Source organism: Ruegeria sp. D6, assembly GCF_056534365.1.
Genome location: NZ_JBQFPH010000005.1, coordinates 118596 through 130707 on the forward strand (window position 1 = coordinate 118596; position 12112 = coordinate 130707).

The 12112-nt window shown below is 58.7% G+C and carries 13 protein-coding genes; 8 read left to right on the forward strand and 5 right to left on the reverse strand.

The annotated features are described in order from the left end of the window. Positions 1 to 30: 30 nt before the first annotated feature. A complete protein-coding gene (locus ACR0A1_RS16575; RefSeq protein ID WP_170398899.1) occupies positions 31 to 327 on the forward strand; it encodes an HNH endonuclease in 297 nt (98 codons plus the stop codon). On the opposite strand, the gene ACR0A1_RS16580 is transcribed toward ACR0A1_RS16575, so the two are convergent. The 3 genes from ACR0A1_RS16580 to ACR0A1_RS16590 are packed head-to-tail and all read right to left on the reverse strand — an operon-like array spanning position 328 to position 2416. Continuing rightward, positions 328 to 1065, reverse strand: coding sequence for a VOC family protein (locus tag ACR0A1_RS16580; RefSeq protein ID WP_480868419.1), 738 nt, complete (start codon positions 1063 to 1065; stop codon positions 328 to 330). Further along, positions 1062 to 1670: an enoyl-CoA hydratase/isomerase family protein gene (locus tag ACR0A1_RS16585; protein WP_170562309.1), complete on the reverse strand. Its 609-nt coding sequence runs from the start codon at positions 1668 to 1670 to the stop codon at positions 1062 to 1064. The genes ACR0A1_RS16580 and ACR0A1_RS16585 overlap by 4 nt, the downstream gene beginning before the upstream one ends. Then, positions 1667 to 2416, reverse strand: a complete 750-nt coding sequence (locus ACR0A1_RS16590; RefSeq protein ID WP_170398908.1) for an SDR family oxidoreductase — start codon at positions 2414 to 2416, stop codon at positions 1667 to 1669. The genes ACR0A1_RS16585 and ACR0A1_RS16590 overlap by 4 nt, the downstream gene beginning before the upstream one ends. A gap of 132 nt (positions 2417 to 2548) precedes the next feature. Between ACR0A1_RS16590 and ACR0A1_RS16595 the strand changes: the two genes are divergently transcribed. The 5 genes from ACR0A1_RS16595 to lpxK all read left to right on the forward strand — a co-directional run bounded on the left by ACR0A1_RS16595 (position 2549) and on the right by lpxK (position 8548). Continuing rightward, positions 2549 to 4072, forward strand: a complete 1524-nt coding sequence (locus tag ACR0A1_RS16595; RefSeq protein ID WP_480562299.1) for a DUF2125 domain-containing protein — start codon at positions 2549 to 2551, stop codon at positions 4070 to 4072. Positions 4073 to 4197: 125 nt separating this feature from the next. Continuing rightward, positions 4198 to 5544: a TldD/PmbA family protein gene (locus tag ACR0A1_RS16600; RefSeq protein WP_480868421.1), complete on the forward strand. Its 1347-nt coding sequence runs from the start codon at positions 4198 to 4200 to the stop codon at positions 5542 to 5544. Continuing rightward, complete coding sequence (locus ACR0A1_RS16605) at positions 5531 to 6331, forward strand: 3'(2'),5'-bisphosphate nucleotidase CysQ (RefSeq protein ID WP_223117141.1); 801 nt, start codon at positions 5531 to 5533, stop codon at positions 6329 to 6331. The genes ACR0A1_RS16600 and ACR0A1_RS16605 overlap by 14 nt, the downstream gene beginning before the upstream one ends. Continuing rightward, positions 6328 to 7563, forward strand: a complete 1236-nt coding sequence (locus ACR0A1_RS16610; protein WP_480868423.1) for a 3-deoxy-D-manno-octulosonic acid transferase — start codon at positions 6328 to 6330, stop codon at positions 7561 to 7563. Before ACR0A1_RS16605 ends, ACR0A1_RS16610 begins: the two co-directional genes overlap by 4 nt. Continuing rightward, entirely contained in the window at positions 7550 to 8548 is a 999-nt protein-coding gene (gene lpxK / locus ACR0A1_RS16615; protein ID WP_170732541.1) for a tetraacyldisaccharide 4'-kinase, read from the forward strand. The genes ACR0A1_RS16610 and lpxK overlap by 14 nt, the downstream gene beginning before the upstream one ends. Before the next feature lie 38 nt (positions 8549 to 8586). Here lpxK and ACR0A1_RS16620 read toward each other — a convergent pair whose 3' ends face one another. Together ACR0A1_RS16620 and ACR0A1_RS16625 are read right to left on the reverse strand one after the other, a co-directional pair. After that, entirely contained in the window at positions 8587 to 9252 is a 666-nt protein-coding gene (locus ACR0A1_RS16620) for a DsbA family protein (RefSeq protein WP_170406731.1), read from the reverse strand. Between the two features lie 14 nt (positions 9253 to 9266). Continuing rightward, entirely contained in the window at positions 9267 to 9773 is a 507-nt protein-coding gene (locus ACR0A1_RS16625; protein WP_170398930.1) for a DUF721 domain-containing protein, read from the reverse strand. Between the two features lie 81 nt (positions 9774 to 9854). On the opposite strand from ACR0A1_RS16625, the gene mutY reads away from it, so the two are divergent. Together mutY and ACR0A1_RS16635 are read left to right on the forward strand one after the other, a co-directional pair. Then, on the forward strand, positions 9855 to 10910 hold the full coding sequence (gene mutY / locus ACR0A1_RS16630) for an A/G-specific adenine glycosylase (protein WP_480868425.1): 1056 nt from the start codon (positions 9855 to 9857) through the stop codon (positions 10908 to 10910). Positions 10911 to 10969: 59 nt separating this feature from the next. Then, positions 10970 to 12106 carry an alkane 1-monooxygenase gene (locus ACR0A1_RS16635; RefSeq protein WP_170596781.1) on the forward strand — a complete coding sequence of 379 codons (1137 nt, stop codon included), beginning with the start codon at positions 10970 to 10972 and terminating at the stop codon, positions 12104 to 12106. Positions 12107 to 12112: the final 6 nt, after the last annotated feature.

A 12112-nucleotide genomic window follows, 5' to 3' on the forward strand; every position in this document is an offset into this window, starting at 1 on the left:
CCTGTACACGCATCAGCGCGAAGTTAGGTCATGGCAAATTCCGATCCGATCTGCCCGCTCTGCAACCGTCCGATCCCCGAAGGTGGTGGAAGCCTGCACCATCTGATCCCAAAGCTTAAGGGAGGCAAGGGCGGGCCCACCGTTTTATTGCATCAGATATGCCACAAAGAGATCCACGCGACACTGACCGAGGCCGAACTGGCGCGTGACTTCCACACTGTCGATGCACTGCGCAAACATCCGAGGCTTGAGAAGTTTCTGATGTGGGTGCGCAAACGCCCGCCGGGGTTTCGCTCAAAAGTGCCTGGCAAACGACGCGGGCGATGATCAGGCAGGAAGCCAGGGATCACCGAATGCATCCTTTTTCGGGTCAGCCAGCCCTTCAATTTCGATCCCAAGGTAATCCGGCACCGGTGCAAACCGGGCATTTGGGATGTGTTGGTATTCCAACGTGGTATAAGTACGCTTCCACAGCCATTCGCGATTCTCAACCGCCCAGAGATCGGGGTTGGGAGGCTCCTCTGCGGTGAACGCATAGAAATGCAGATCGAACCCGTGAGGTTCGACATCCTGCAAAGACAGCAATGACAGTCCCATGGATCGGCAAAACGCATCTTCGGCGGCAATATCGCCGGTTCGCAAAGTGATCTGGCCGATACGGGCCTTCGCGAAGGGGGCGTCCGGGCTTGTAGCATCAACCGGTCGGTTGCCCTCGAAAACCTGCTGCAGCAGTTCGATGGCAAACCCTTCGGGGTCATTCAGATGGCACATATAGCCGATATCCAGAAACTGCCGCGGCGCGCTGACCGGGATACCCTTCTGGCGCAGGTGTTCTGCGGCAAGATCAACATCCGGCAACGTGATCCCGATCTTCCAATACCGCTGCCCCGGATCATGGCGGTAGCCCCCGCCGCCCGGCATCAGCAACAGATCGGCATCCTGACTGGAATATCCAAGACGACGATTGGCGCCTTCAACCCTGACAGACATGCCAAGCGCATCACGATAAAACGCCGCCAAAGCATCCGGGTCCGCCACCCGCAATCGGAGCGCGGCCAACCTCATGGGCACAATCCGGCTATGCGCGCAGCAACCGACGGATCTGCGGACAGGCTGTCGGCCACAAGCTCTTGTGCAGTTGGTATCAAATGTTCGGGCTCAACCACCCGATCAACCAGCCCAAAGCTACAGGCTTCTTCTGCAGAAATCTTCTGTCCAGCCATCAGTATAAGCCGGGTTCTGGCCGGACCGATCAACTCTGCCATCCGCTTGGGATCCGAGGGCTGCGGCAAGAATCCCAGCTTCATGACCGGGTAAAAGAACTTGGCCGAGGGCACTGCGATACGCAGGTCACAGGCCAGCACCATACCGTTGGCTCCACCGGCCAAAGTGCCGTTGAGCGCGGCCACCGTCAGACAGGGCAAGGCGGCAATGGCACCCGACAACCTCTCCCAAAGATCGGAGGTCGCAAGGCCCGCCCGCGCTTCTTCAAGATCGGCGCCCGCACTGAAGACCCGGCCCGCCCCCGTCAGGATCAATGCACGTGCCTCGGTTGCCGCCTCTGCGATGCGAACCAATTCGCTTAGCATCGCTGAGGTCAGCGCATTGGCCTTGTCCGGATTGTTCAACGTGACGGTCCACAACCCATTATCCTGTGTCAGTTCGATCACGTCAGCCCGACCCTTTTTCGGATGTCTTCGTTGCGCAGCGATATTTCGGTCCCCAAGAACTCATCCGCATCTGCCGAGCACATCCACATCAACGCCCGCGCGGGCCAGTCTGCGGGGATGTGATCGTCCCAATCCAGCTGACTTACTGGATTGATTCCGCTGGCCTTGATCACCCGCTGCATATCTGTGGCCACAGTTCCCGGGGACAGGCCCATTGCGCGAATACCGTGATGCGCCTCTTCCAGATGCAGGCATTCGGTCAGCATCTTGGCCCCGGCTTTTGATGCGCAATAGTGGCTCCAGGCTTCGACCGGGTTCGACGCGGCACCGGACGAGACTGTCAGAACGGTCCCGCCGCCTGCTGCCCGCATGATGGGCAGGACGGCACGCATTCCGTAAAAGACACCCTTCAAGTTGATGTCGATTGCTTGGCTCCAGGCCCGGGTGTCGGCATTCGAAAGATGAAAGATCGGATCAATGACGCCCGCGTTCCCGATTAGCACATCCAGCTTGCCGAACCGGTCGATGCAATCGGCAACTGTCTGTTCGACCTGGGAAAAATCGCTGACGTCGCAGGCCAGCGCCATGGCATTTTCACCCAATGCCGCAGCCAGAGCGTCAATCTGATCGCGGCTGCGTGCGACCAAGGCCACATTGGCCCCAGCTGCGGCAAAAACGCGCCCGGCTTCCGCTCCGATGCCTCGGCTTGCCCCTGTGATCAGTACCGTTTTCCCTTGCATATGCATCGTTTAAATCCCTGCATTTGAAATTGTCTTAACTCGTACCCTGCAAATGGGGAATTGGTCCACCCCTTCCCCCTTGACGCTGGCCGCTACAGGCACGACCATGCCGGCAAATTGATCAAGAAGGGTTCTCTTATGACTGTTTTCCTTCGCCGTAGCTGCGGTGCAGCTTTGGCCTATGCTGTTGCAACCAACGGCGCGTTTGCAGATGTTACCGCCAATGATGTCTGGGCCGATTGGCAGGCTTATCTGGGCGGCATGGGCTATGACGTCACTGGCGATCAGAGCGTTTCCGGCAACGTCACCACCATCGCGAACATGACGATGGCCATGGCCATTCCGGACACCGAAGGCACCTTCGACATGGTCATCCCCGAGATGACGTTGACCGAAAATGGCGACGGTACAGTCAATATCGGCTTTCCTGCCAGCTTCCCGATGACAATTTCGGGTGAAGCCGAGGGCGAGACATTTTCGGCTGATCTGATGTACGCTCACGACGCCTTGGAAATGGTCGTTTCGGGTACCCCCGAAAACATGACATATGACTATACGGCGAACAGCCTGACTCTGTCGATGGACTCGATGGAGTTTGATGGCGAAACCGTATCCAGCGACATGTTTGCCTTGAACGTTCAGATGAACGAAATCGCAGGCACATCGCAGATGCAGATCGGCGAGATGCGCGATATCGCGCAGCAGTTCACGGCCAGCAGCCTGTCCTATGATGTGGCCTTCAACGAGCCCGAAAGTGAAGACACGGGCCGGATCAGCGGTAAATTAGATGGTTTGAAATTTGATGGCGATACAATCATTCCACCCGGTATGGATGTCGCCAACATTGAAGACATCTACAAGGCCGGGTTCGCCGCTTCAGGTACATTCACATACGCCTCGGGCAGCACCGAAATGGCAGGCACTGCCGAGGGTGAGCCATTCTCGCTCAGCAGCAGTTCCGAAGGAGGCAGCTTTACCGGCAGCATCGATGCACAGCGCCTTGTCTACGATCTTGCGCAGAACAGCACCAAACTAGCCGTCACTACGTCGGATCTGCCTTTTCCAATCGAAATCGCGATGGCAAATGCAGGGCTGAAATTCGAGCTTCCGGTGCAGGCCTCGGAAGAAATCCAGCCATTTGGATTTGGCATGAACCTGACGGATTTCACCATGTCCGACGTGTTGTGGAGCATGTTCGACCCTGCTAGTGCGCTGCCGCGCGATCCGGCGACCATCGCGATGGATGCAACCGGCACCGCCAAAGTTTTGGTCGATTTCATGGACCCGGAAGCCGTCGAAGAGCTTGAGACATCTGATATCGTTCCGGGCGAACTGCATTCGCTGAAGATCAACAAGCTTCTCGTATCATTGGTCGGAGCCCAATTGAGCGGTGATGGCGACTTTGCGTTCGACAACTCCAACACGGAAGAGTTTGATGGCCTGCCTGCCCCGTCGGGTGTCGCCAACTTGAAACTTGTTGGGGCCAACGCTCTGCTGGACAAGCTGATCGGCATGGGCTTTGTGTCGGAAAACGACGCGCTGGGCGCGCGTATGATGATGGGTCTGATGGCTGTTCCGGGCGAAGAACCGGACACGTTGAACTCGAAAATCGAGTTTACCGAGGATGGACAGATTCTGGCCAACGGTCAGCGTATCAAGTGACAAACAAATCGGGAAAGGCCGCGGCGCTGGCCTTTCCCGCCCGAGGCACATAAAGCCAGTGGGCTGCAGGCCTTGCGGGACAGGCTATCCGAGGCTAGGTCCAGAACAACAAGACCGGAGGCCTCATGACGCGAACACCTCAAACAATCAGTGAAGAGCTGCTGAATGCAGCCCGCAAGGCAGGTGCCGAGGCAGCGGATGCCATAGTAATTGATGGCTCATCCGTTTCTGTGGAAGTACGTAGTGGTGCATTGGAACATGCCGAACGATCGGAAGCGACCGATCTGGGGCTGAGGGTCTTCCTTGGCAAACAGCAGGCAATCGTATCCAGTTCGGATAGTCGCCCCGATACGCTTTCCGCGATGGCCGAGCGCGCCGTGGCCATGGCACGGGAAGCGCCCGAAGATCCGTTCACCGGCTTGGCCGCGCCTGACCAATTGGTCGCCGACTGTAATATCGACGAGCTGGAGCTGTTTGACCCAGCCCCTGAACCCAGCGCTGAAGCTCTGATGCAGGATGCGCTGGCGGCAGAGGCAGCAGCGCTGGACGTTGCGGGAGTCTCACAGGTGTCCGACGCTGCGGCCGCCTATGTTACCCACCGGGTCCATCTTGCCGCAACAAACGGCTTTTCGGATGGCTACATGCGCAGCAGCCGTTCAACCTCATGCGTCGCCATTTCCGGCGAAGGGACGGGAATGGAGCGTGACTATGACGGTGACAGCCGGACTTTTCAGTCTGACCTGCGCAGCCCCGCCGAGATTGGTCGCACGGCTGGTGAACGTGCGGTTCAAATCGTGGGAGCACGCAAGCCCCAGACCGGCAGTTTTCCGGTGGTGTTCGACGAACGGATTTCATCATCCCTGATCGGCCATCTGCTGGCCGCCAGCAATGGTGCGGCGATAGCCCGCGGGGCCTCGTGGCTGAAGGAAAGCCTTGGGCAACAGGTTCTACCGGCACATTTGTCTTTGATTGAAGACCCGCATCGCCCGCGCATTTCGGGCTCGCGCCCGTTCGATGCCGAAGGGCTGGCAACACGGCGCAGGACGATCGTTGAAGATGGCGTTCTGACCGGTTGGACGTTAGACCTGTCCAGCGCCCGCAAATTGGGAATGACCTCGACCGGCAACGCAGCGCGCGGCGTATCCGGGCCGCCGTCGCCCAGCAATTGGAACCTGAGCCTGACGCAAGGCGAGAAGACCCGCGCCGAGTTGTTGCGCGACATGGGTACCGGGCTTTTGGTCACTTCGATGATCGGATCGACCATCAATCCGAATACCGGCGACTATTCACGCGGCGCTTCGGGATTTTGGGTTGAGAACGGCGAGATCACCCATCCCGTCAATGAGTGTACCATCGCTGGCAATCTTCGCGACATGCTGATGCGAATCATTCCGGCAAACGATGCGCGGCCTTACCTATCGCGCGTTGTACCCTCGCTGTTGATCGAAGGGATGACACTTGCCGGCAACTGACCTGCCCCTGCTGATCGACGCTGCGCTTGAGGCCGGAAAGATCGCCACGCGCTATTCGGGTCCTGATGCCCAGCGCTGGGATAAACCCGAAGGCGCAGGCCCGGTGACCGAGGCCGATCTGGCCGTCAACGCGATGCTAGAACGTGATCTGCAGGCGGCCCGCCCGGATTATGGCTGGCTGAGTGAAGAGACCGAGGATTCCCCCGACCGTCTGGCCCGTGATCGAGTCTTTGTCATTGATCCTATCGACGGCACCCGCAGTTTTGCCGAGGGGTCGCGCACATGGGCCCATTCGCTGGCCGTAACCGAGAACGGTGAGGTCACGGCAGCCGTCATCTACCTGCCCTTACGTGATCTGCTTTATGCGGCTGCAAAGGGGCAAGGTGCAACGTTGAATGGCACTGCCATCCAAGTTTCAGGTCAAGCACACCTGCCCGAAGCCGAGATTTTGGCGGCAAAACCCAATCTAGATCCGCGCCACTGGCAATCCGGTGCTGCCCCTGACTTTCGCCGTGTATACCGCCCGTCCCTGGCTTACCGGATGGCGCTGGTTGCGCAGGGACGGTTTGACGGGATGCTGACGTTGCGACCCAGTTGGGAATGGGATATCGCCGCCGGAGATCTGATCCTGCGCGAGGCAGGCGGGCTCTGTACCGATCGTTTGGGGCAACCTCTGCGCTTCAACAATACCCACCCGCGCCTGAACGGCGTGGTGGCGGCAGGTTCAGCGGTGCATTCGGACCTTCAGGCCCGGCTTGACCCGAATGGGGCCGGAATTCCGGCATGAGCAAGCCGCGATCTCTGAGCCTTGCGGCCTATCGGGTCCTGTCCTGGGGCGTCCCGCAAAGCACGGGCCACCCCGAGATTGCGCGCCCGGAAGGTGAACTTCTGTGGGTCCATGTCAGTACACCCGATCGGTTGCGGGCCGTCGACAATATTTGCCGTCGGCTGCTGTCTGTGCGACCGGGACTTTCGCTGTTGCTGACCGCCCCACCCGATGTTGATCTGAAGGACTGGGAAGATTGCGATACCCCGATCACAATGCTGCCCGCCGAGCATACCGGCGCGGCGCGCACGTTCTTGGATCACTGGCGCCCTGATATGGGGCTGTGGTTTGGCGGTGGGCTGATGCCCAATGTCATAACACGCGCACAGGAGCGGGGCATTCCGCTAATTTTGCTTGAGGCTGTGGTCGACGTGAAAACCGCAAGAGGTGGACGTTGGCTACCTGATATCACGCGATACACGCTGGATTGCTTTACAGCGATACTTGCGCCCAATGATGACAGCGCACGCCAAATCCGACGCCTGGGAGTGAACTCGGCAAAAATCTCGGTCGCGCCACCACTTCATATCAGCCCCAACCCAGAGCCCTGGCCCGAAGATGAATTGATCGAAACCACTCACACAATGGCCGGGCGCCCGGTTTGGCTGGCCGCATGGGTTCAGGACAAGGAATTCATCTCGGTTCTGACGGCCCATCGTCAGGCCTTGCGGATGCTGCCACGTCTGGCTTTGGTCCTGCATGTGGCGGATATGTCCGAGTCAGCGCCCTTGTTTAAACGCCTCGAAGCGATGGATCTTCGATGCGCCAATTGGGATGAAGGCCATCCAATCGAAGACACCACACAAGTGATTCTAACAGCCGAGCCCGAGGATCTGGGCCTTTGGCATCGTGTATCCGCAGTTACCTTCATGGGAAGTTCACTGGAACGCGGGGCGCGGGGGCACGACCCTCTGACCGCAGTCGCCTTGGGATCTGCGGTAATCCATGGGCCTCATGTCAGCAAGCATCGCAGTCTCTATGACAGATTGGGGCAGGCAAAAGCCGCGTTGAAGATACGAACCGCAACAGAGTTGGGCGATGGCGTTGTCGAATTGTTGGCACCTGACCGCACAGCAGACATGGCATTGGCCGGATGGCGGATTGTCACCGAAGGGGCTCCACAGGCGGACCAACTGATCGATATGGTACAGGATGCACTGGACCGTCGAGGGCGTGACGATGCGGGCACCTGACTTCTGGAACTCAGCCCCTGATCGGTTGGATCTGCGCGCCAGGCTGTTGGCGCCGCTTGGTCGCCTCTATGCCGCTGCAACCGCCCGTCGCGTGGCGAGCGGGCAAGGCATCTCGCCGGGCGTACCGGTTATCTGCGTTGGCAACCTGAATGCCGGTGGCACAGGGAAGACACCGACGGTGATCTGGGTTTTGGAATATTTGAGGGATACCTGGCATCAACCTCATGTCGTGACCAAAGGCCATGGTGGCTCGCTGGAAGGCCCGGTGCAGGTCGACCCGCGCAAACACACAGCGGCTCAGGTCGGGGATGAACCCCTGTTGCTCGCCGCGTTTGCCGAGGTCTGGGTCGCCAAAGATCGTGCAGCGGGCGCGCAGGCAGCCGCAGCGGCAGGGGCGACCGCGATCGTGCTGGACGACGGTTTTCAGAACCCCGCAGTTGCCAAGGATTTTTCCATCATCGTGGTGGATGCGCGGCTCGGATTTGGCAATGGCCTTTGCCTTCCTGCTGGTCCACTGCGAGAGCCCGTGGCCGTTGGATTGAAACGTGCTGCTCTCGTGTTGTCGCTTGGGGACGCCGCAGCGCAGTCAACATTTTCAGAAAGATGGGAACCTGCCCTGACGGTCCCACACGCCACCGGCGAGGTGTGTCCGCTCCAAACCGGAATGGACTGGAACAATACACCGGTTCTGGCTTTTGCGGGCATAGGCTATCCGGATAAGTTCTTTGGAACTCTGCGACAGCAAGGCGCGAAACTGCTGCGGGCCGAGGCACTGGATGATCACCAACCACTGACTTCAGCGCTGATGACGCGGCTTGAGAACGAGGCCAAAGCACTGGGCGCGCAACTGGTGACAACCGAGAAAGACGCCGTGCGCCTGCCCGCCACTTTCCGCAGCAAAGTTCTGACCCTACCGGTTCGGTTGCAAATCAATCAGGATGACAAAGTCAAAGAGTTGTTGGCGAAGGCCGCGCCTTCACCTTAGGCAGATGGCCAGCCCAAAACAGGCTGACCATTCAGGATTTAGCTGCCAAGCTCGGCTTCGATCAGCGTCTTGAAGTCGTCATAAGGCTGATTTTCAACCTTCTTCCCATTCACGACGAAAGTAGGCGTCGCCTGAATTCCATCGCGTTCGGCATTTTCCTGATACCAGGCTACCAGTGTCTGCGCGCGGGTACCGTCCTGCAGGCAAGCCTCAAGCTGATCATTGTCTATGCCAGCGAGACGCCCGATCTTGCGCAGTTCATCAACGATTTCGGCAGGACCTCCGGCACGGGTCCATTCCGACTGGCCTTCATACAGCAGGTCGGTGATGCCAAAGAACTTGTCAGGTCCTGCACAGCGCGCGACCATCGAGGCCCACAGGCCATAGCGGTCGAAATACACCTCGCGGTAAGTGAACTTTACCTTGCCGGTATCGATGAAGTCCTTTTTGAGCTGCTTGTACGCGCCCTGATGGAAATTCGCGCAGTGCGGGCAGGTGTACGATGCATATTCGATGATCTCGACTGGCGCGTCTTCGGCCCCCTGCACCATCTCGACGATGGTCGAGGTGTCCAAATCCGCCTCTTGCGCCTCAGCAGCACCAACAAGCGGGTTCGAAGGGATCGTGTTACTCGACGTTGTCAGCCAATAGCCGCCAGCGGCCACGGCGACAGCCGCACATATTACGGTTGCAATCCGGCTCATTCATCAGCCCTTTCTTAGCGTTTCTGTCTGGATAAAACGTTGCGGCCCAAACGTTCAAGGGCCGCGCGCAAATCTTCATCATCAACCGCGCGCGACACATTGTCGGCCTCAGCTGCGATTTCTGGTGAAACAACCGGTTTCGTCTGTTTCGGTTTGTGATCGAAACTCGCCTGCCCCTCAGCAAATCCGGTAGGCGCGGTCTGGGTGATACGCACCCGATTGATCGCGTTGTAACCATAGACCGCATTCACTTTGTCGCGCAGCTGTTCTTTCTGCATCTCCAGCATTGGCGCCTGCGGCCCGGTGGTCAGCACCGTCAGTGTCGCGCCAAAGCCACCCTTGGCGTATCCCACATTCACCGGCCGGGCGATCGACGCGATGTCCTGGCCCACAATCTCGGCCCAATGGGTCAAAAGGCGCGAGACGGCAAATCCCCGGCTTTCCCCGGCCTGCCTGATCCGGTCGTTCAGCAAAGTGGCGGTGCGCTTGAACCCGCGGGTCGAGGAACGTCTGCGTTGCATCTGGTTTCCAACTCCTGCGCCGCTATTGTAATAGGCTGATACCCGGACGCCAGTGAAACCCTACAGAGAGTTACATAAAACTTGCGTGACTGCACCGAATCTGACCTGAGCAATACGCTGCTGGATTGGTACGACCACCACGCACGTGAAATGCCTTGGCGTATAGGCCCGGCAGCGCGTGCCGCAGGCGTAGCACCAGACCCCTACCGCGTCTGGCTATCCGAAGTGATGCTGCAACAAACGACCGTTGCCGCTGTTCGCGACTATTTTGTTCGTTTCACCACGCGCTGGCCAACCGTCGAAGCCCTTGCCAATGCGCAAGATGATCAGGTCATGGGGGAATGGGCTGGCCTGGGCTATTACGCCCGCGCCCGCAACCTTCTGAAATGCGCGCGGGTGGTTGCGTCCGCGCATGACGGGCAGTTTCCCAACAATTACGATGCACTACTGGAACTGCCGGGCGTTGGCCCCTACACGGCGGCGGCCATCGCAGCCATCGCATTTGATCGACCAGAAACTGTCCTGGACGGCAATGTCGAACGGGTCATGGCAAGGCTCTATGATATTCACGAACCCCTGCCCGCCTCAAAACCCCTGTTAAAGAAAAAAGCCGCGGCATTGACCCCGCAGCACCGGCCTGGAGATTACGCGCAGGCTGTCATGGATTTGGGTGCAACGATCTGTACTCCAAAATCTCCGACTTGCGGTATTTGCCCCCTGCATGCGGCCTGTCTGGCGCGGAAGGCGAGGACGCAGGTGGAACTGCCGCAAAAAACGCTCAAGAAGCCCAAACCCACCCGGCTGGGCCACATCTACATCGCCCAACGCGGAGATGGTGCCCTGCTGTTGGAACGCCGCCCCGATAAGGGTTTGCTGGGCGGAATGTTGGGCTGGCCTGGCTCGGACTGGTCCGAAACACCGCTGGAAAGCCCTCCGTTCCCGGCGCGATGGCACGAAATCCCCGGTGAAGTGAGACACACCTTCACCCACTTTCACCTGATCCTGCGTATTTGGACAACCGAATTGCCAGACGGTTGCGATCCGAACGGTCTGACTGTCATGGACAAACACCAATTCAGGCCCAGCGACCTGCCCACGGTTATGCGCAAGGCTTTTGACCTCTGGCGCGGCCAATAGACCGCTGGGCAAAGCCCAGTGCGCGGTCTACGGTGCCGCCAACGTTTCGGAGCCTCAACATGATCGCATCTGACACCCTGTCCCGATGGCAATCCGCCCTTCCCTTTTGGGTCTCATACCTCCTGATCCCACTGATCTGGATGACCACTACGGCAGGCGGATGGTGGGTCCTGCTGGTACCGCTTTCGACATGGTGGGTCTTTGCGGTGCTAGACCGGCTGACCGGCCTAAACCTTGAAAACGCCGACCCGGACACGCCAGATGCGGGGCTGCAATGGTATATCTGGCTGACCAAAGCCTGGGCGCCTGTGCAATTCCTCACGCTCTATGGGCTGATCTGGTACACTACCCGAGCCGTAGATATGAGCTCGGTCGAAAAAATCGGCGTGTTCTTCGGCATGGGCGTCCTTTCCGGAACAATAGGAATCAACTACAGCCACGAATTGATGCATCAGAAAGGCAAACTGGAACGCTGGCTGGGCGATTTACTGTTGTCGATGGTCCTTTATTCTCATTTCCGGTCCGAGCACCTGCTGGTTCACCACCGCTACGTCGGAACTCCGCGCGATCCGGTAACCGCGCGCTACAACGAAGGTTTCCACCGGTTCTATCCGCGCGTTCTGCGCCAAAGCCTCATCTCAGCCTTTCGCGCCGAGCGGGAAAAACTGGCCCGCAAAGACCGCCCGTGGACCGACCCGGCAAACCCGTTCTGGCGCTATTGGAGCCTTCAAGGAGCCATGCTGCTGCTAGCATTTCTGATCGGCGGATGGGCAGGGCTAGGCCTGTTTTTGGTACAGGCCGGCACCGCGATCTGGCAGCTTGAACTTGTTAACTATGTCGAGCACTACGGGCTGACGCGCAAATATCTGGGCGATGGCAAATATGAGCATGTGCACCCGCGCCATTCCTGGAACGCGTCACAAAAGGCCTCGAATTGGTTGTTGATAAACTTGCAACGCCACTCGGACCACCACTACAAGCCAAACCGGCGCTTTCCATTGCTGCAACACCATACGCAGGACGCAGCGCCGCAACTGCCTCATGGATATCCGGTCATGACCCTTGCCGCGATGATCCCGCCCTTGTGGCGGCGTATCATGAATCCGAGGGTCCGCGCATGGCGGCGTCAATACTATCCCGAAATCACCAACTGGAAACCTTACAACAAAGCGCACAACCCTGCCCCTCGCACCTGACTGCAG

Bases quoted from the DNA above. Each gene is read 5' to 3' on its own strand.
- ACR0A1_RS16635 (WP_170596781.1), top strand. From the start codon at position 10,970: ATGATCGCATCTGACACCCTGTCCCGATGGCAATCCGCCCTTCCCTTT.
- ACR0A1_RS16575 (WP_170398899.1), top strand. From the start codon at position 31: ATGGCAAATTCCGATCCGATCTGCCCGCTCTGCAACCGTCCGATCCCC.
- lpxK (WP_170732541.1), top strand. From the start codon at position 7,550: ATGCGGGCACCTGACTTCTGGAACTCAGCCCCTGATCGGTTGGATCTG.
- ACR0A1_RS16580 (WP_480868419.1), bottom strand. From the start codon at position 1,065: ATGAGGTTGGCCGCGCTCCGATTGCGGGTGGCGGACCCGGATGCTTTG.
- ACR0A1_RS16600 (WP_480868421.1), top strand. From the start codon at position 4,198: ATGACGCGAACACCTCAAACAATCAGTGAAGAGCTGCTGAATGCAGCC.
- ACR0A1_RS16620 (WP_170406731.1), bottom strand. From the start codon at position 9,252: ATGAGCCGGATTGCAACCGTAATATGTGCGGCTGTCGCCGTGGCCGCT.
- ACR0A1_RS16595 (WP_480562299.1), top strand. From the start codon at position 2,549: ATGACTGTTTTCCTTCGCCGTAGCTGCGGTGCAGCTTTGGCCTATGCT.
- ACR0A1_RS16590 (WP_170398908.1), bottom strand. From the start codon at position 2,416: ATGCATATGCAAGGGAAAACGGTACTGATCACAGGGGCAAGCCGAGGC.
- ACR0A1_RS16625 (WP_170398930.1), bottom strand. From the start codon at position 9,773: ATGCAACGCAGACGTTCCTCGACCCGCGGGTTCAAGCGCACCGCCACT.
- ACR0A1_RS16610 (WP_480868423.1), top strand. From the start codon at position 6,328: ATGAGCAAGCCGCGATCTCTGAGCCTTGCGGCCTATCGGGTCCTGTCC.